Genomic DNA, 18082 nt, shown 5'->3' on the forward strand with positions numbered 1-18082 from the left:
AAGCGCGAAGGTAAATAAAAATATTACCTAAACGTTATTTCTGTAGCCCCATAGCCGTATTTGGCGTGATATTGATTTACAAAGCTGGCTACTTCCGGCGTTTGTTTCAGGATCTGGTGAATTTCGTCTTTGAGCTTTCCCTTTCCGATACCATGAATCACGATCAGGTTATGCTGATGATGACTGATAGCCAGTTCCAGGTAACGCTGGAAGGCATTGAGCTGTATAGCCAGGATGGCAATGTTGCTCAGCCCTTTCCAGTTTTTTTCGAGTGCCTCGATGTGCAGATCTACTTCTTGTTTAGGCTCCAGCGAAGTTTCGGGCTGCAGCTGTATTTTACTTAACAGGCTGGCAAAGTTTCCTGATCCAACGGTGGCAATGGGTGCTTTCTTTTTTGCCTGTTCCGCCGGTGCCGGTGGTTCGGGATCTTTCTCCGGAAATTTATCAAACAGCGGGTAAGTGATAGTAGCTTCTGCTTTGGTACGCAGTTGCTCCAGCTGTACAAACATCTGTTTGGGCTTGATCTTCCAGGTTTTCTTTACAGAAGTCGCCAGCTTGGGCTGTGGCTCTTTCAGGAAAAATGTAAACTCAAACCGCGGATTATCATTCAGCGATTCAAAGATAAGATCAGCGAGATAGAAGTGATTATAAGGGTGTATTTCGTTCTTGATTTCCAGGTCCAGCTGGTTATTCAGCCATATCTGGAAATAGAAGCGCATGGCATGCGGCGTATCATTAAACAGGTGAAACTTCATCAGCTTCACGGTTTCATCGTATCCATCCATCTGGTATACCGGCAAAACAGACAGGAACATGCCCTTATCTGTTTTAAACACTTCATACTTGCTTCTGTCTACTTTGATTTCGTCGCCGGGAATCAGTTTTGGCTTTTCTTTGACCAGTTTCTGCTGGGTAAAACGATGGAAATAAGGGAAGTCGATCTGATCCAGGTACACCGGAAAAGACGTTCCTTTCACCTCTATCATAACCATATTATCATTCACAATGTCAACAACCGTTCCTTCTTCTTTTGAACTCAACAACAAGATGTTGTCGCCTTTTTGGTATTTCATAATTGCATTCTTCAACTGCAAAAATAGAATATTGAAGGGATATGCGTGGAAGAGATTTAAAGATTTGCCTGATCAGGCGGAGACACAGCTCCTTATTGCCATTAAAATGGTAACACTCACCTGCACGGCTATATGAAGAAAGCGTTATTCAGCGTACTTCCTGGTCCTTGTTTTTTCGGGATGCCGCCGCATGTAGTCGTCTACCGAAATGCGGCCACTGCCTTCTATCAGGAAGAAGATCAGCAGGAACAGCACCAGTAAGGAAATACCCATGACCGGGTATACCGTAAACAGCCCTGTTGGAGAATGAACAAAAAATACAGCCCCCAGCAATACCGGGATATTCACCAGCGCAGAAACCCTTGTAAGCAATCCCATAGCGATGAACAGCCCTCCTACTGTGTGTGCGAATACAACATAATGTCCCAGTAATATGGACAGTGTGGCCAAAGCCGGGCTCTGGTTAATCATGGAAAGCAGTGCGTCCCTGTCCTGTACAAACCGGACGCCTACATACATGAGAAATACCCCCAGCAGAATGCGAACCACACTCAGCCAATTCGGGTGATGTGTATCACCCCAGTGTTCAACCCGTTGTAGCATGTTCATAAAATATAAATTTTAAGATCAAAGAGCTACCCTGAAGTTACGAAGATTTACGCTTTTGTGGCCAGCTTACTGTTGGTATAGCTGTAGAGGAAATAGATGGTTAATCCTACCGCGAGCCATACCGAGAAAACGATCCAGTTTTTAAGCGCTATTTCTGTCATCAGGTAAAAACAGCTGAGCATCCCCAGAACCGGTATCAGTGAGAGCTTGCGGGTGAGTGAGAAATAAGAAAGTGCAATGGTAACGAGCACAAATATGTAGAAGGGAATATTATGTTTCCATACCTCCCAGCCGCCGGCGAAGGAAAGTTTTGTCATGATTTCCTTACTAAACAGGAAAACGAGTACCACTATAATGCCCGGAACGATAAACTGGCCGTTGATATAAGGCAGCTGAAACCGTTTTACCGTTGATTTTTCCTCCCTGGGTAAAATGAGTACACCGCCGCAAACCAGGATAAAGGCAAACAGGGTACCGATGCTCGTCAGATCCGTAACGATGGTCAGGTTCAGGAAAAGCGCGGGAATACCCACCAGGATACCCGTGATAATGGTAGCGAAAGATGGCGTTTTAAACCGGGGATGTATTTTGCTGAAGCGCTTCGGCAGCAGGCCATCGCGGCTCATGCTCATCCAGATACGCGGCTGGCCGATCTGGAAAACCAGCAGTACGCTGGTAGTGGCCACCACGGCGCTCACAGAAATGAGATAACTGATCCAGGGCAGGTTTACCTGTGTGAAAACATAAGCCAGCGGGTCGTTTACCTTCAGGTTATAATACGGCACCATGCCGGTGAGCACAAATGAGATCAAGATATAAAGTACGGTACAGATAATCAGGGAATAGATCATGCCTTTGGGCAGATCCCGCTGCGGGTTGGCGCATTCTTCGGCCGTGGTGCTTACCGCGTCAAAGCCGATATAAGCGAAAAATACGGCCGATACCCCCTTCAGCACACCAGAGAACCCATTGGGCATAAAAGGGTGCCAATTGGCCTTATTTACGTAAAAGAAGCCTACTACAATCACAAACAGTATCACCAGGATCTTCAGGGCCACCATAAAGTTGGCACTTCTCTTACTTTCCTGGATGCCTACATAGGCCAGGTAAGTCACCAGCAGTACAATCAGAAACGCCGGGAGGTTCACAATGAAGGGGATGCCTGCAATATGCGGCGCCGCGGCAATGGTTTCGGGAGTAGCGCTGTCGTAGTTACTGGCCAGCCAGTCGGGTAAACTGAGGCCGATACCACCTAAGAGGTTATTGAAATATCCGCTCCAGGAAATGGCTACGGCGATATTACCGATGGCATATTCCAGGATCAGGGCCCAGCCGATCACCCAGGCGGCCAGTTCTCCGAAAGTAACGTAAGAGTAAGTGTAAGCGCTGCCGGATACCGGTACGCGGGAAGCAAATTCTGCATAGCAGAGTGCGGAGAATCCGCAGGTAACTGCTGTAATCACAAAGAGCAGGGAAACGCCTGGTCCGCCGTGGAAAGAGGCTTCGCCAATGGTGGAAAAGATCCCGGCCCCGATAACCGCTGCAATTCCCATAGCGGTAAGGTCTTTCACCTTCAACACCTTATTCATCCCCCCTGTTTCATGACCATCTGACAAACCGTCTTTGGCATCTTTAATAATGGCAGTAAGTGATTTTTTCCGAAACAGCGAATTTGACGACATTGGCTAAGGAATTACGTTTACAGTTGTCTTTAAATTTAATGAATATGATTGTCTTGTTCTCTAAAAAACAATAATGCTGATTGCCCTGATTAAATCTTTCAGAAAAAATCAATGCAATCAGCAATATCACTTTCATCCTGAATAAGACAAGCGCGAATATAATGCGAATTTGAATACGAACCTTATTGCTGACGGTTTAAGAGGTAGTTAGCCACTTCCATCAGTGCGGCCTTGCGGTTAGACAGCACCGCCACATTATCCAGGCTCTGGAAAGCCAGCTGCTGGAAGCGTTCTTTTTCCTTCTCTGCCCATTCATCTACTTTACAGCTGCGGAATAATGCCAGTACCCGTTCCACTTTATCGGCCGGCGACGTTTCCATCAGCATTTTCAGCTCCGCCCGTTGTTCCGGGGTACACAGTTCCAGCGCCTTCAGGAGCAGGAATGTTTTTTTATTAACGAGGATGTCTCCCCCCTGCTGTTTGCCAAATTTTTCGGGGTCGCCAAAAGCATCCAGGTAGTCGTCCTGGATCTGAAAAGCGATACCGATATTTTTACCAAAGGAATAAATATGCTGCTGGTTGCCTTCGCCGGCCCCGCCTATGATAGCGCCCAGCTGCAGGCTGGCGGCGAGCAACACGGAGGTTTTAAGCCCGATCATATGTACATAATCGTCGTACTGCACCTTTTCGGGCTCCATGCCTTCAAAGTCCATGTCGAGCTGCTGCCCTTCACATACTTCAATGGCGGCTTTATTAAATACGGAGATGATCTTTTGTTTGTAGTGTGTTTCTATCTTGTTCAGGCGCTCATATACATAAATGAGCATCACATCACCGGCCAGGATGGCTGCAGGTTCACCATATACCGTATGAACGGTGGGTTTACCGCGGCGAATCGGCGCTTTATCCATGATATCATCATGCAGTAACGTAAAATTATGAAACAGTTCTATCGCACTGCCCACCTCAAATGCATCCGTACGCAGGTCGTCAAATAATTCGTTCCCCATCAGGCACAGTACAGGGCGGATCCTCTTTCCGCTTATTCCCAGGATATGGGACGCTGCATTGTATAGTTTACTGGGCTGTTCCGGAAACTGTTGTTTTTCAAAATGCTGACTAAACTGCGCTGTTAAATCTTTGAATGAATGCATTGCTGTTGGCTCGTGTTTTATTATTTACTCTTTTTCTTTGACTTGCTTTTATCAGCTGCCTTCTTTGCCGGTGCGGCTTTTTTAGGGGCAGCTTTTTTGGCTGGTACTGCTTTTTTGGCTACTGGTTTTGCAGCAGCTTTCTTCGCGGGTACTGCCTTCTTAGCAACCGGTTTAGCGGCAGCTTTCTTTGCAGGTACGGCTTTCTTAGCTACTGGTTTAGTAGCAGCTTTCTTCGCAGGTACTGCTTTCTTAGCTACTACTGGTTTTACAGCAGCTTTCTTCGCGGGTACTGTCTTCTTAGCAACCGGTTTAGCAGCAGCTTTCTTAGCAGGTACCGCTTTCTTCGCTACTGGTTTAGCAGCAGCTTTCTTCGCAGGTACCGCTTTCTTTGCTACCGGTTTTGCAGCAGCTTTCTTAGCAGGTACCGCTTTCTTAGCAGCCGGTTTAGCAGCAGCTTTCTTCGCGGGTACTGCTTTCTTTGCTACCGGTTCAGCAGCAGCTTTCTTCGCAGGTACCGCTTTCTTAGCAGCTGGTTTTGCTGCAGCTTTCTTTGCGGGTACTGCTTTCTTAGCAGCCGGTGCTGGTTTTGCAGCTGCTTTCTTCGCAGGTGCTTTAACTGCTGGTTCCTGTTTAGCAGTCGTTTTCTTAACAACCACTTTTTCAGCCACCGGCGCGGGAGCTGGTGCTGGTGCAGGAACTACCGGTACTGGTTTTTCTTCCGCTACCTTTTCAGTCACTTCTTTCTTCGGTTTCTTTTTATGCACAGGCGCTGGTGCCGGTGTTGCCAGTACTGCAGGCGTTTCTGGTGCATCCGGTGTTACCGGTACCACATGCGTTTCCACGATCACCTGGTCAACAACCGGTAGTGGCTTGGGTTCGCCGAGCGATACTTCCGGCGCCCTGTGAGGTGCTTTGGCTTCCTGTTCCCAGGGCTTATAGCGTTGTTTGTCTTTTTTCTTCTTCCGGTCCTCACGACGATCATCACGACGGTGATCTCCACCTTTACGGTCATCGCGGCGGTCTTCCCGGCGTTTATGCTGGAACGGAGCGGCAGCAGGTGTGCCGGTGCCGGTCAGTTCATCTTCCAGGTCGTAGTCCAGCTGGCGTTTGGCCAGGCTGGCCGCCACCACGCGGATACTCACTTTTTCGCCTATACGAAACTTGCGGCCGGTGCTTTGGCCCACGAGGGAATACTCTCCTTCATTATATTGGAACTCTTCTCTTTTATTCAGGTTGTGAATGCTGATCAGTCCTTCGCACTTGGTGTCCACTGTTTCCACCCAGAAGCCGAAATGCGCTACGCCACTGATCACGCCATCGAAGGTATGACCAATGAACTGCTGCATGTATTCCACCTGTTTGTATTTGTTACCGGCGCGTTCTGCTTCCATTGCCTTACGTTCCATTTCAGAGCTGTGTTTGCACTTCTGCTCCATCTGCTTGTCGGGACGCACGCTGTTAGCGAGGCATTCCGCCAGTACGCGGTGCACCAGTACATCAGGGAAACGGCGGATGGGGGAAGTGAAATGGCAGTAGTCCTCGAAACCAAGACCATAGTGCCCCACATTATTCACCGTATAAATGGCTTTGGCCATTGTACGGATGCCCAGCGTTTCCAGCACCGGTTGTTCCGGTTTGCCTTTCACCTGTGCCAGCATTTTATTGAAAGAGCTGGCAATACTTTCCGGTGTGCTGAGATCGAACTTATAACCGAATTTTCCGGCGAACAGTGCGAACACTTTCAGCTTTTCCGGATCGGGCGTATCATGCACACGGTAAGGGAACGGGATAGGCTGTTTATTGATCCGCAGCTTGCCCACATATGCAGCAATGGTCTTATTGGCCAGCAACATAAACTCTTCGATCAGCTGGTGCGCTTCTTTGCTTTCTTTGATGACAATACCAATAGGCTTGCCGGTTTCATCGAGTTTAAAGCGTACTTCCTGTGAGGAGAAGTTAATGGCGCCATGCGCAAAACGCTGTCCACGCAGGGTTTGGGCGATGCGGTTTAACAACATCACTTCATTCTTATACGGACCGTCAGATTTGCCTTCTATGATTTCCTGTACTTCTTCGTAGGTAAACCGGTGATCAGAATGGATCACAGTGCGACCAATCCAGTGCTGCTTCACCTCTCCTTTTTCGTTCATCTGGAACATGGCGGAGAAGGTCAGTTTATCTTCGTGCGGACGCAGGGAACAGAGTTCGTTGGAGATCTTTTCCGGCAGCATCGGTAATACACGGTCGGGCAGATACACAGAGGTAGCCCGTTTATCGGCTTCTTTATCGAGTTCGGTGCCAGGCAGTACATAATGACTTACATCCGCAATATGCACTCCCAGTTCATACAAACCGTTTTTCAGTAACCGGATGGAGATGGCATCGTCAAAATCTTTGGCATCCACCGGATCGATGGTCATGGTGAGGATTTTGCGGATATCTTTCCGTTTACCTACTTCTTCTTCAGAAATATTTTCCTGGATGGTATCCAGTTCGGCTATTACCTCTTTAGGGAAGCTGAGGGGGAATCCTGCTTCAATGAGGATTTCCTTCATGGCCAGGTCGTTGGTATCGCTGGCATCCAGGATTTCCACGATTTCGCCTACGGGTTTGCGTGATTTTTCTCCCCACGCTACTATTTTCACCACGGCTTTATCGCCGCTTTTCGCTTCTCCGAGGGAGTTAGCGGGGATATAAATATCCGGCATAAACAATCCTTTTTCGGGGATGAGGAAAGCAAAGCTTTTGCTGACCTGCAGGGTACCGGTAAATTCGGTTTTATTTCGTTTAAGGATGTCCGTTATGATGCCTTCCATGCGGCCGTCGTTATGGGCTGCTTTCAATACATCCACCAGTACTTCATCTTTATCGAGGGCGGTATGCAGGTTCTTCTGCTTCACCATGATGTCTTTGGTAAGGCCATCCACGATCACAAAGGCCATTCCGGACCTTGTTACTTCCAATATGCCTTTAAAGGTTTTCTTCTGGCTATGGCTTTGTTGGGGGTTGTTAGGGTTATGATTACCGCCTTTTTTATTTTTCTTTTTTCTACTCATGTTAGTCGTAAGTTATTGTTGACCGGGCGCTGGCAGGTGCCGGCCTATGTAGTCAAAAATAAAGTTATTAAATAATTCTGCTTCTCCGAAGAGGAATGCAATCTCCACCGGAATAACAGCAATCTGCAGATTTTGTTCTGCCAGCATTCCTTTGAGCAGATGTAATCTTACCGCATCCTTTTCTGTGGTAATAACAATCTTTTCTGTGCCGGGCAGGTCGCTGCATTCTTTTTTTATTTTTAGTATATCCTTCTCCGTATAATAATAATGATCGGGAAAAGACAAGAGGTATACCTGTTCGTAACGTCGTTTCAATTCTTCGAGCAATGGTTCGGGCCTTGCTATACCACACGCCAGCAATACGGTTGCTGATTTGGGGAGGGCCACCGGGTGATGGGTGATCATATCGGACAAGGCGCCGTATTGCAAGGTAGTGAAAAAGAGCCGCTGATGAGGCAATGGTTTAATTTCTTTTTCCAGGGCCAGCTTCTCTTCCTTGCTCATGGCCGGCGGACACTTGGATACAATAATACAGTCGGCCCGGTGATATCCCTGTCTTCCTTCCCTTAAACGGCCAAAAGGTACTACATGATCCCGGGTAAACAACCGGCTGTAATCGGTGATCATGATATTAAGACCGGGTTTTATGGAACGGTGCTGGAAAGCATCATCGAGCAGCACCACCTGGGTATCGGGTTCATCTCCCAGCAGCTGCGGGATGGCCAGCATCCTTTCTTCCCCCACACATACCTTGATATCCGGGAATTTATCATGAAACTGCATGGGTTCGTCCCCGATATCGGCGGCAGTGCTTCTTTCATCGGCCAGGATGTAGCCGCTGGTACGGCGGTTATACCCCCGGCTGAGGGTGGCAACTTTCAGATGATCCTTCAGCAGGCGGATCATGTATTCCACGTGCGGGGTTTTCCCAGTGCCTCCCACCGACAGGTTGCCCGCGGCGATCACAGGGAGGTCAAATTCCACGGCAGTGAGCAGTCCTTTATCATAAAATCTGTTCCGCAACCACATCACCAGGCCATACAGCAGGGAAAAAGGATATAAAAGAATATTCAGGTATTTAAGCACGGTTGTTTATTTAAATTGATAAATGTGATCCGGGGTCACCACTGTATGCAGCGGTACATCCCACGAATCCGCGTCTTCTATCTGCAGCACGGGTTCAAACAGCGAGAGGCCGATGGTACGCACATCCGGCCGGCATTGTTTAAGAAAACGGTCGTACATGCCTTTGCCGTATCCTACCCGTTGCCCGTGCCGGTCGAAGGCCAGCAAAGGTACAAATACAAGGTCTATATTTTCCGGTGGTACCTCTTCCCCATGGTCCGGTTCCGGGATGCCGAACTTGTTTTTTACCAGTATGGTATTGATTTTCCAGAGATAATGATTCATCTCGCCGGTTTTCATGTCCGAGCGGGAAAGCACCCATTCCATTTCCGGCCATTGGGCTCTCCCCCATTTTACCAGGGGCCAGGTATCTACTTCTTTTTTTTCAGAGATAGGGAGAAAGATATGCGCTTTCCTGACGTTGCTGTAATCGAGCTGACGGGCATTCGCCAGCAACTGCTCATTCAGTGCAAGGGCAGTGGGTTCGTCCAGGTTAAGCCGCAGCTCCAGGAAATGTTTTCGTATATCCTTTTTCGTGGTCATGCCAGTAAACTATGCAGCGAGGTTGACAACAACTGTGCCTGTTGTTGAACGAATGCCTTATCTACCGTATCTGTCAGCGGGATGCGGCCAACTTTAGGATAACCGCTCCACTTTACCACATCGTCCTCATTGCTGTGATGGTCGCCGCCAAACACCCATCCGATAACGGGCACGCCTGTATGTTGCAGCATCTTTGCAGTGAGCATCGCGTGGTTGATACTGCCCAGGTAATTCTGCGCCACAATGAGCACCCTGGCTTTCAGGGCCACTATCAGGTCGAGTGTAAACAGCTCCTCGTTTATGGGCACCATCAGCCCCCCCGCGCCTTCCATCACCAATGGCCGGCTAACCGGCTGGTACTGGTCTGCCAGCTGCAGGATACGCGCCATATCGATGGTGCAATGCTCCAGCCGCGCCGCCAGATGCGGAGAGGCAGGCGCCTGCAGCCGCCAGGCTTCCGGGTGACAAACTGACACCTTATTTGACAACAAGGAGGATACCGTATCTGTATCTGTGCCTTCCATTAAACCCGTTTGAATGGGTTTCCAGTAATCGGCAGCCAATGCTTCCGTAACACAGGCCGCAGTAATGGTTTTGCCCACACCCGTACCTGTTCCTGTTATAAAAATCCGTTCACTCATTGCCGCAAATATACGCGAATGTTGTCTTTCTCAGGATTGGACTGATTATGCTGATTTAGGGATTTGATCACTTTGGATTTTAAATGATTTTGGGAGATATAAGCGGTATATATTCACTTATATCTCCCCGATTCTTTAAATCAAAAAAGTAAAATCAAAGTAATCAGTCTAATCCTGAGAAAGACAAAATCCGCATCGCCGAAGGCGATTCGGTTCAATTCCGTATTTTCGTAACCATACAACCTCATTTTTTATGAAATACTGTGATAATATACTCGAAACGATAGGCAATACCCCGATGGTAAAGTTGCACCGCGTAACCGCTTCCCTTCCCTGCACCGTACTGGCGAAGGTGGAGTTTTTTAACCCCGGCAACTCTATTAAAGACCGCATGGCCGTGAAAATGGTGGATGTAGCGGAAGAGAAAGGATTGCTGAAACCCGGCGGCACCCTCATTGAAGGTACTTCCGGTAATACAGGTATGGGCCTGGCCCTAGCGGCCATTATCAGGGGATACAAGTGTATTTTCACCACTACCGATAAACAATCCAAAGAAAAAGTGGATATCCTGAAAGCAGTAGGCGCCGAAGTAATTGTTTGTCCTACGAATGTGGAACCCGAAGATCCCCGCTCCTATTATTCCGTGTCCAAAAGACTGGCCACCGAAGTGCCCAATTCATTTTATGTGAATCAATATGATAACCTGGCTAACCGCGATGCGCACTACGAACAAACCGGTCCGGAAATATGGGAACAAACCGACGGGAAAATTACGCACCTGGTAGTGGCTACCGGCACTGGTGGCACCGTTACAGGCACCGGGAAATACCTGAAAGAAAAAAATCCGGACATTAAAGTATGGGCTATAGACAGTTATGGCTCCTTACTGAAGAAGTATTTTGAAACCGGCCAGCTGGATATGAGCGAGGTGTATCCTTATATTACAGAGGGTATCGGGGAAGATTTTGTGCCGGAGAATTACGACATGAAGGTGATCGACAAATTTGAAAAAGTAACTGATAAAGATGCAGCCGTGATGGCGCGCCGCATCACCAAAGAAGAAGGCATCTTTGTTGGCTATTCCGCCGGATCAGCCATAGCCGGGCTGCTACAGCTGAAAGAAGGACTGAAGCCAACAGATGTGGTGGTAGTTATCTTTCATGATCATGGTAGCCGCTATGTAGGTAAAATATATAACGACCAATGGATGCTGGAGCGTGGTTTCCTGGATGTAAAAACAGTGAAAGATGTAGTGAACGGCCGCCGGAACCAGCCACTGGTAACGATCAGCGCAGATGAAAAAGTGAGCGAAGCCATTGCCCGGATGAAAAAATATGATATCGAGCATATACCTGTAGAACAGGGCGGTGAACTGATTGGGTCCATTTCTGAAAACGGGTTGTTTAACCGCCTGATCGATGATGCCAACCTGAAAGATGCACTGATAAGCCAGGTAATACAGCCATCGTTCCCGCTGGTGAGCCAGGACACGCCTATTGAAAAGCTTTCCGTATACATCAACCGGGAAAATGGCGCGGTACTTACGAAAGACGACAGCGGCAACCACCACATTGTTACAAAATACGATATCATACAGGCATTGGGCAGATAAAAGTACCACATGTTGTTTACCGATCAGCTCAACAGGCAGATAACGCTTGACCATCCGCCACAGCGGATCGTTTCACTGGTGCCATCCCAAACGGAGTTATTGTATTCCCTCGGACTGGAAAAGGAAGTGGTAGGCATTACTAAATTCTGCGTACATCCGTTAACGTGGTTCAGGGAGAAAACACGGGTGGGTGGCACCAAAAATGTTCATGCCGACATCATACGGCAGCTTGCTCCCGATCTGATCATTGCCAATAAAGAAGAAAACCTGGCCACTGATGTGGAGCCGCTGATGAAGGATTACCCCGTATGGGTGAGTAATATCCAAACATTGGAAGATGCTTATGAAATGATGACCGGCATCGGCGCCATCACCAATCGTGTGCAGGCCGCCGCTGACCTGACTTCCCGGGTAAAAGCCGGCTTTGCCTCACTGCAGCCGCTTGCAGCGCCTGTTCCCACCGCTTATTTTATCTGGCGTGATCCCTGGATGGTAGCTGGTGGCGACACCTTCATTCACCAGATGTTGCAGTTATGCGGATTTCACAATATATTCGGCGATCTGCCCCGGTATCCGGCTGTTACTGCCAGTCAGCTGGCCGGCAGCGGGTGCCGCAGGGTGTTATTGTCGTCTGAACCGTATCCTTTCAAAGAAAAACATATAGCAGAATTGCAGGCCATTTTGCCGGAAGCGCGTATCCAGCTGGTTGACGGGGAAATGTTTTCCTGGTATGGCAGCCGTTTGGCAGAGGCGCCCGCCTACTTTCAATCGGTGATAGAAAATTAAATCGCCTGAGGCAACTTTCTTCTTTTCACTTGCGTAAACAGGATAACGATCAACTAAAACGCATTTTATGGAAAGAAGAGATTTTGTTTCCAACATTGGATTAACGCTGGCATTAGTATGTACAGCCGGTTTGGCTGCCTGCAGCAAGGGAGGCAGTAATGATCCTGGCCCAACTCCCCCGGGCGGCGGCAACGCAAAGCTAACATTGAACCTCGGCAGTGACCTCACCAATGTGGGCGATTTCAGGATCTCCAACGGGGTGATCATTATCCGTACCGGTTCCGGCAATACTGCATCGGCTTTCACGGCCCTTTCCAGCACCTGCACCCACCAGGGATGCACCGTTGCTACCTTTAACAACACGTCTAAATTAATAGAATGTAATGCGCCTTGTGGTCATGGCAGCCGGTATACCACTACCGGGGCGGTGAATACAGGTCCGGCTACTGCTGCATTAACGGCTTACACCATCAAGGTAGATGGTAATGTACTCACCGTTAGTTAGTGTTTCTGCAGGAAGTCGAGCACCCATTCAGCGAATGGTACGGCGCGTACTACTGAATTATGATCTCCGGTTACGGTGCCGTGCATTCCTGCCGGCATCATAGCTGCGAGAGCGCCACCGGTATCATTATCTTCGTCTTTATCCCCCCCGATAACCAATACCGGCTGATGCACGCCGGCCAGCTCCTGTGGTGTAGTGGAGGGCTGGCCAAACTGCATCATGGCAAGGGCGCGCTGATCCAGTCCGGCCTGTTGTACATATTTAACCATAGCGGCCAGTTCGGGCACATCTTTCCCCGAGAGGGCTTCATAAAACTGCCGGCGGCGTGGCCAGGCGGGATCCGTAAAAGCCGTACCCATACCGCCCATTACCGCGCTGCGTACCCTGGCATCCAGCACCAGCAGGCGCGCAACAATAATAGCTCCCCTTGAATAGCCTACCACCTGGTAGTTATTAATATTAAGATGGGTCATGAGTCCCATGATATCTTTTGTTTCTGCATCGTCGAGGTAAGCGAGACTGTCGTGCGGATGGTCCGACGCACCGTTTCCCCTCAGATCGAGGGTAATTACCTTATACCCGTGTACCAGCAGGGAATCGTACAAAGCTGTTTTCTTCCAGGAATCCCCGTTCACAATAAAACCATGTACCAATAATACCGGTGCGCCGGTACCTGTTATTGTATAATGAATACGGGTGCTGTCGAAGGAAGTAAAATATAGCAACGAATCCGAAACATTGGCCGCAGACGCTGTAGCAACGGATATTTTCAGGAATACGCCTGCAAGGAAAAACAGAAATAATTTCATACGGAACCGGATTAATACCGGTTAAAATACATTTTTCTGTTGGTAGAATTAATACGTAAGCGCTTACTTTTCGCTATAAATCTTCTATTTAACTCCTTATATTTGCTTTCCTAAAAAATTAAACACATATCAGAGTATGGGAAAATACAGAGCTGGCGTACTATTCGGCGAAGAGCTGGATGCGCTGTATAACGATGCCAAAGACAACGGATTTGCTATGCCTGCCGTAAATGTTGTGGGAACTAACTCCGTGAATGCGGTACTGGAAACAGCTGCTAAAGTAAATTCACCGGTTATTATTCAGTTTTCTAACGGTGGTGCACAATTTTTTGCCGGTAAAGGCATGCCGAACGACAAACTGCAGGCGAACATTGCAGGTGGTGTTTCCGGCGCTAAACACGTACATGAAGTAGCAAAATATTACGGTGTTCCGGTAGTGCTGCATACCGACCATGCTGCTAAAAAATGGTTACCATGGATCGATGGTTTGCTGGATGCCGGCGAACAGTTCTTCAAACAAACCGGTCAACCGCTGTACAGCTCTCACATGCTGGATCTTTCCGAAGAACCGATTGCAGAAAACATTGAAATTTCTCATAAATATTTTGAGAGAATGAACAAACTGGGTATGTCCATCGAAATCGAACTGGGCGTAACCGGTGGTGAAGAAGACGGTGTGGACAACTCCGGTGTAGACAACTCCAAGCTGTATACCCAGCCTGAGGAAGTAGCTTATGCGTATGAAATTTTATCAAAGGTAGGTCCCCGTTTCACGGTAGCTGCTGCTTTTGGTAACGTTCACGGCGTATACTCTCCGGGTAACGTAGAACTCCGTCCGGTGATCCTGCATAACAGCCAGGAATTCATCCAGGAGAAATATAAAACAGCCGCTAAGCCAGTTTACTATGTATTCCACGGTGGTAGCGGTTCTCCAAAACACCAGATCACTGAAGCACTGGGTTATGGCGTTATCAAAATGAACATCGATACAGATATGCAGTGGGCATTCTGGGAAGGTATTCATGATTTCTACGAAGCGAAGAAAGATTACCTGCAGGGCCAGCTGGGTAACCCCGAAGGCGCTGACAAACCAAATAAGAAATACTACGATCCGCGCGTATGGCTGCGTAAAGGTGAAGAAACCTTTGTTAAGCGCCTGGAAGAAGCGTTCAGGGATCTGAACTGTATTAACAGGAACGCATAATTTAGCATTAAGCTGAACGTATAAGGCAAAAAGCTGTTGTAACCGGGATAAAAGCGATCATATATTATATGTATATGTTATTATCTCCGCTACAATGGCTTTTTGCTTTTTGATTTAAACTTTATACTTTTCCCTATATGTTTTTGGCTTTATGCGATAATTCGTATCTTGCACCACTATTTTCTAATCTAATAGTAAAATATGTCAAGCTGGTTTAAGCGAATTAAACAAGGCATCTCTACCACCACCAGTGAAAAGAAAGAAGCACCGGATGGTTTGTGGCACAAGTGTCCTAACTGTAAAAAAACCACCACCGTAAAGGATCTGAAGGAACATTACTATGTTTGCGATAAGTGTAATTATCACAACCGTATTAACTCTGCAGAGTATTTTGAGATCATATTTGATAACAATCAGTTCGAGGAACTGTTCCCAAATATATACCCGACCGACTTCCTGGGATTTAAAGATCTGAAGCCTTACGCCGACAGGCTGAAGGATGCGCAGAAGAAATCCGGACTGAAAGATGCGATGACCGTAGGGGCCGGCAAGGTGCTGGGTAACGACCTGGTAGTGGCTTGTATGGATTTTAACTTCATCGGGGGCTCTATGGGTTCCGTAGTAGGTGAAAAGATAGCCCGTTCTATCGACTACTGCATCATCCACAAGATGCCGCTGATGGTCATCTCCAAATCAGGCGGCGCCCGTATGATGGAAAGCGCCTTCTCCCTGATGCAGATGGCTAAAACATCGGCCAAGCTTACACAGCTGGCGGATGCAAGACTCCCCTACATCTCTTTAATGACGGATCCTACCACTGGTGGTGTAACCGCCTCTTACGCAATGCTGGGCGACCTTAACATTGCGGAACCGGGCGCACTCATTGGTTTTGCAGGACCCAGGATCATTAAAGAAACCATTAAAAAAGATTTACCTGCTGGTTTCCAGAGCGCTGAGTTCCTGCTGGAACATGGTTTCCTGGATTTCATCATGGATAGAAAAGAACTGAAAACGAAGTTGGCAAGTTTGCTGACCATCTTTAAAAATTAAGACAACAGCTTTTAGCCTTCAATTGTTAGCAATGGTATGGATCTCTCCCGCCGCAGCTAACAACTGAAGGCTAAAAACTAACAGCTCATATTAAAGCGCAAATGGCAGAATTAAAGAACAGATCGGCATATTTTGAGTACGCAATAGAAGATAAATTTATTGCAGGGATGGTGTTGCTTGGTACAGAGATCAAGTCGATCCGTGCAGGTAAGGTGAGCTTTAATGATTCTTTCTGCTATTTTTCCAAAGGAGAATTGTACGTAAAGAGCCTGCATATTGCAGAATACTCGCACGGTACTTCCTCCAATCATGATCCGCTGCGTGAACGTAAGCTGCTGCTTACCAAGCGGGAACTGAGAAAGATGGAAAACAAAATGAAAGAACGGGGCTATACCATTGTACCACTTCGTATGTTCATTACCGATAAAAGCCTGGCAAAAATGGAGATTGGGATCGGTAAAGGTAAAAAGCTCCACGACAAACGCGACTCTATCAAAGCAAGGGAGGCAGACAGGGAGCTTAGAAGACAATTCAAATAAATACAGCGCCGGCAGGCAAAGCATATCCTTATAAAACAGTTCCCCATTGAAAAAGCAAGCATTCAGGCAGTTACTGAGCATTACCGCCATCCTTCTCTACACCTGTATTCTTTCCTGTAAATCGGGTGAAAAACTATATAACAAAGGCAGATACGATGAAGCTGTTACCACTTTCGTGAAAAAACTGCAGCGTAAACCGCAGGATGCCACCGCCACACGGATGCTGCCTGATGCCTATAAACAGGCACTACTGGTGCGGGAAGACCGCGTGAACGAATACCTCCGTTCCAATAACCAACTCAAGTGGGAAAACATACGGAATGAGTACCGGGCCTTACAAACCCTCTATAACGCCATTCACAGCTCCCCTGCTGCCCTTAAACTGGTGCAGCCGAAGGATTACCGCGACGCCATCACCGGCGCCCAGGAAAACGCCGCAGAAATGCGGTACGACCGGGGCATGGCTTTACTGGACAAAGGCGATAAGGCCAGTGCCCGCCAGGCATACGACGAATTTGGCGCAGCGCTGAAACTGATCCCCAATTACCGGGATACCAAGCAACGGCGGGATGAGGCTTACCAGATGGGAGTAATCAATGTGGTAGTGAGTGAAATTGAAGTGCGCTCCCCCTATTACCAGTTCAGCGCCGATCAGTTCCGTGATTACCTGGTGCGTAACCTGCAACAGCGCAATATCAACCAGTTTGTACAATTTTACGATGAACGGGTGGTTCGCAATGGCAACCTCCGTCCCGATGAATATATTGAACTCCGCTTTTTTGACTTCGTAGTGGGCCAAACCTATGTAGACCGCATCCAGCGCGATGTTTCAAAAGAAATTGTGGTGGGTACCACGAAGGACTCTATCGGTAAAGAGTTTAACATCTACAAAACGGTGAAAGCCACGCTCTATATCACTAAAAAAACAGTGGTCTCAAAAGGGTTGCTGGATTACCGCATCACCAACACCGGCAACGGACAACTACTGCGAACCGACCGTATTCCCGGCAGCTACACCTGGCTCAACCAGTTTGGTACCTTTAAGGGAGATGAAAGGGCGCTCAGTGATGAGGACAAGCAACTGATGGGAGGACGGGATATGCCGCCACCGCCGCCTACGGACTTATTTATGGAATTTACCCGGCCTATTTATGACCAGCTGGCGAGAGATCTGCAAAGTTTTTATAATAGGATTTAGCGGACTCCAACAGAGAGATAGTGCATGGGGAGTGCATGAACAGTGCATCAATAGTGCATGAGGAGTGCATGCTGACAGTATGGATAGTGCATGGATGATCCATGAGATACGCAAGTCCGAAGCACCGGAGAAGCATCCCGGAAGTAATAATGACTATATCTTTTGCTTTAACAGCGGTATCAGCTGATGCGCGGGCACTACCCCGCTCTGCCGCCAAATCAGTTTTCCTTCGCGGAAAAGCAACAATGTAGGTACGCTGGCAATCTGCCATTGAGCGGCCAGCTGCTGGTTTCTATCTATATCAATCTTGATAATCCTGATTTGTTCTCCCATTTTATCCTTTACTTCTTTCAGGATAGGCGGCACCATCTGGCAGGGACCACACCAGGTAGCAAAACAATCAATCAGTACAGGGGTGGGTGAAGCGAGTATTGCCTGCAGGTTCTCCATAACACAAGTTTTAAATTGCTCCCCCAAATTACGACTTTTTGAAAAT

The 18082-nt window shown here is 47.9% G+C and carries 17 protein-coding genes; 7 read left to right on the forward strand and 10 right to left on the reverse strand.

The window, feature by feature from the left end; genetic code table 11:
• Nucleotides 1-23: 23 nt before the first annotated feature.
• The 8 genes from B5Z18_RS00390 to bioD form a co-directional block, all read right to left on the reverse strand.
• Nucleotides 24-1073 carry a Smr/MutS family protein gene (locus B5Z18_RS00390; protein WP_143313451.1) on the reverse strand — a complete coding sequence of 350 codons (1050 nt, stop codon included), beginning with the start codon at nucleotides 1071-1073 and terminating at the stop codon, nucleotides 24-26.
• A 144-nt stretch (nucleotides 1074-1217) separates the two neighbouring features.
• Nucleotides 1218-1682 carry a DoxX family protein gene (locus B5Z18_RS00395; protein WP_079467443.1) on the reverse strand — a complete coding sequence of 155 codons (465 nt, stop codon included), beginning with the start codon at nucleotides 1680-1682 and terminating at the stop codon, nucleotides 1218-1220.
• A 47-nt stretch (nucleotides 1683-1729) separates the two neighbouring features.
• Nucleotides 1730-3364 carry an amino acid permease gene (locus B5Z18_RS00400; RefSeq protein WP_079467444.1) on the reverse strand — a complete coding sequence of 545 codons (1635 nt, stop codon included), beginning with the start codon at nucleotides 3362-3364 and terminating at the stop codon, nucleotides 1730-1732.
• 182 nt (nucleotides 3365-3546) lie between these two features.
• Complete coding sequence (locus B5Z18_RS00405; RefSeq protein ID WP_079467445.1) at nucleotides 3547-4518, reverse strand: polyprenyl synthetase family protein; 972 nt, start codon at nucleotides 4516-4518, stop codon at nucleotides 3547-3549.
• 20 nt (nucleotides 4519-4538) lie between these two features.
• Nucleotides 4539-7574 carry a ribonuclease R gene (gene rnr / locus B5Z18_RS32660; RefSeq protein ID WP_200817181.1) on the reverse strand — a complete coding sequence of 1012 codons (3036 nt, stop codon included), beginning with the start codon at nucleotides 7572-7574 and terminating at the stop codon, nucleotides 4539-4541.
• Between the two features lie 12 nt (nucleotides 7575-7586).
• A complete protein-coding gene (gene lpxK / locus B5Z18_RS00420; RefSeq protein ID WP_079467446.1) occupies nucleotides 7587-8660 on the reverse strand; it encodes a tetraacyldisaccharide 4'-kinase in 1074 nt (357 codons plus the stop codon).
• Between the two features lie 6 nt (nucleotides 8661-8666).
• Nucleotides 8667-9242: a 5-formyltetrahydrofolate cyclo-ligase gene (locus B5Z18_RS00425; RefSeq protein ID WP_079467447.1), complete on the reverse strand. Its 576-nt coding sequence runs from the start codon at nucleotides 9240-9242 to the stop codon at nucleotides 8667-8669.
• Nucleotides 9239-9883, reverse strand: a complete 645-nt coding sequence (gene bioD, locus B5Z18_RS00430; protein WP_079467448.1) for a dethiobiotin synthase — start codon at nucleotides 9881-9883, stop codon at nucleotides 9239-9241. Before bioD ends, B5Z18_RS00425 begins: the two co-directional genes overlap by 4 nt.
• 253 nt (nucleotides 9884-10136) lie before the next feature.
• Between bioD and B5Z18_RS00435 the strand changes: the two genes are divergently transcribed.
• The 3 genes from B5Z18_RS00435 to B5Z18_RS00445 all read left to right on the forward strand — a co-directional run bounded on the left by B5Z18_RS00435 (nucleotide 10137) and on the right by B5Z18_RS00445 (nucleotide 12786).
• Nucleotides 10137-11495: a pyridoxal-phosphate dependent enzyme gene (locus tag B5Z18_RS00435; protein ID WP_079467449.1), complete on the forward strand. Its 1359-nt coding sequence runs from the start codon at nucleotides 10137-10139 to the stop codon at nucleotides 11493-11495.
• Between the two features lie 9 nt (nucleotides 11496-11504).
• Complete coding sequence (locus tag B5Z18_RS00440) at nucleotides 11505-12281, forward strand: helical backbone metal receptor (RefSeq protein WP_079467450.1); 777 nt, start codon at nucleotides 11505-11507, stop codon at nucleotides 12279-12281.
• 67 nt (nucleotides 12282-12348) lie between these two features.
• Complete coding sequence (locus B5Z18_RS00445) at nucleotides 12349-12786, forward strand: QcrA and Rieske domain-containing protein (protein ID WP_079467451.1); 438 nt, start codon at nucleotides 12349-12351, stop codon at nucleotides 12784-12786.
• Here B5Z18_RS00445 and B5Z18_RS00450 read toward each other — a convergent pair.
• A complete protein-coding gene (locus B5Z18_RS00450) occupies nucleotides 12783-13595 on the reverse strand; it encodes an alpha/beta fold hydrolase (RefSeq protein ID WP_079467452.1) in 813 nt (270 codons plus the stop codon). The two genes, B5Z18_RS00445 and B5Z18_RS00450, sit on opposite strands and share 4 nt — an antisense overlap.
• 136 nt (nucleotides 13596-13731) lie before the next feature.
• Here B5Z18_RS00450 and fbaA point away from each other — a divergent pair, with 136 nt between their 5' ends.
• The 4 genes from fbaA to B5Z18_RS00470 all read left to right on the forward strand — a co-directional run bounded on the left by fbaA (nucleotide 13732) and on the right by B5Z18_RS00470 (nucleotide 17586).
• Complete coding sequence (fbaA, locus tag B5Z18_RS00455) at nucleotides 13732-14799, forward strand: class II fructose-bisphosphate aldolase (RefSeq protein ID WP_079467453.1); 1068 nt, start codon at nucleotides 13732-13734, stop codon at nucleotides 14797-14799.
• Between the two features lie 201 nt (nucleotides 14800-15000).
• Nucleotides 15001-15849, forward strand: coding sequence for an acetyl-CoA carboxylase, carboxyltransferase subunit beta (accD, locus tag B5Z18_RS00460; protein ID WP_079467454.1), 849 nt, complete (start codon nucleotides 15001-15003; stop codon nucleotides 15847-15849).
• A gap of 101 nt (nucleotides 15850-15950) precedes the next feature.
• Nucleotides 15951-16388, forward strand: coding sequence for an SsrA-binding protein SmpB (smpB, locus tag B5Z18_RS00465; protein ID WP_079467455.1), 438 nt, complete (start codon nucleotides 15951-15953; stop codon nucleotides 16386-16388).
• A gap of 46 nt (nucleotides 16389-16434) precedes the next feature.
• A complete protein-coding gene (locus tag B5Z18_RS00470) occupies nucleotides 16435-17586 on the forward strand; it encodes a tetratricopeptide repeat protein (RefSeq protein ID WP_079467456.1) in 1152 nt (383 codons plus the stop codon).
• A 153-nt stretch (nucleotides 17587-17739) separates the two neighbouring features.
• On the opposite strand, the gene trxA is transcribed toward B5Z18_RS00470, so the two are convergent.
• Nucleotides 17740-18036, reverse strand: coding sequence for a thioredoxin (gene trxA, locus B5Z18_RS00475; RefSeq protein WP_079467457.1), 297 nt, complete (start codon nucleotides 18034-18036; stop codon nucleotides 17740-17742).
• Nucleotides 18037-18082: the final 46 nt, after the last annotated feature.

The organism is Chitinophaga ginsengisegetis, from assembly GCF_900168065.1.
Taxonomy (GTDB): domain Bacteria; phylum Bacteroidota; class Bacteroidia; order Chitinophagales; family Chitinophagaceae; genus Chitinophaga; species Chitinophaga ginsengisegetis.

Coding starts and splice junctions, on each gene's coding strand:
- B5Z18_RS00390 (WP_143313451.1), bottom strand. CDS start 1,073: ATGAAATACCAAAAAGGCGACAACATCTTGTTGTTGAGTTCAAAAGAA.
- B5Z18_RS00395 (WP_079467443.1), bottom strand. CDS start 1,682: ATGAACATGCTACAACGGGTTGAACACTGGGGTGATACACATCACCCG.
- B5Z18_RS00400 (WP_079467444.1), bottom strand. CDS start 3,364: ATGTCGTCAAATTCGCTGTTTCGGAAAAAATCACTTACTGCCATTATT.
- B5Z18_RS00405 (WP_079467445.1), bottom strand. CDS start 4,518: ATGCATTCATTCAAAGATTTAACAGCGCAGTTTAGTCAGCATTTTGAA.
- rnr (WP_200817181.1), bottom strand. CDS start 7,574: ATGAGTAGAAAAAAGAAAAATAAAAAAGGCGGTAATCATAACCCTAAC.
- B5Z18_RS00425 (WP_079467447.1), bottom strand. CDS start 9,242: ATGACCACGAAAAAGGATATACGAAAACATTTCCTGGAGCTGCGGCTT.
- bioD (WP_079467448.1), bottom strand. CDS start 9,883: ATGAGTGAACGGATTTTTATAACAGGAACAGGTACGGGTGTGGGCAAA.
- B5Z18_RS00435 (WP_079467449.1), top strand. CDS start 10,137: ATGAAATACTGTGATAATATACTCGAAACGATAGGCAATACCCCGATG.
- B5Z18_RS00440 (WP_079467450.1), top strand. CDS start 11,505: ATGTTGTTTACCGATCAGCTCAACAGGCAGATAACGCTTGACCATCCG.
- B5Z18_RS00445 (WP_079467451.1), top strand. CDS start 12,349: ATGGAAAGAAGAGATTTTGTTTCCAACATTGGATTAACGCTGGCATTA.
- B5Z18_RS00450 (WP_079467452.1), bottom strand. CDS start 13,595: ATGAAATTATTTCTGTTTTTCCTTGCAGGCGTATTCCTGAAAATATCC.
- fbaA (WP_079467453.1), top strand. CDS start 13,732: ATGGGAAAATACAGAGCTGGCGTACTATTCGGCGAAGAGCTGGATGCG.
- accD (WP_079467454.1), top strand. CDS start 15,001: ATGTCAAGCTGGTTTAAGCGAATTAAACAAGGCATCTCTACCACCACC.
- smpB (WP_079467455.1), top strand. CDS start 15,951: ATGGCAGAATTAAAGAACAGATCGGCATATTTTGAGTACGCAATAGAA.
- trxA (WP_079467457.1), bottom strand. CDS start 18,036: ATGGAGAACCTGCAGGCAATACTCGCTTCACCCACCCCTGTACTGATT.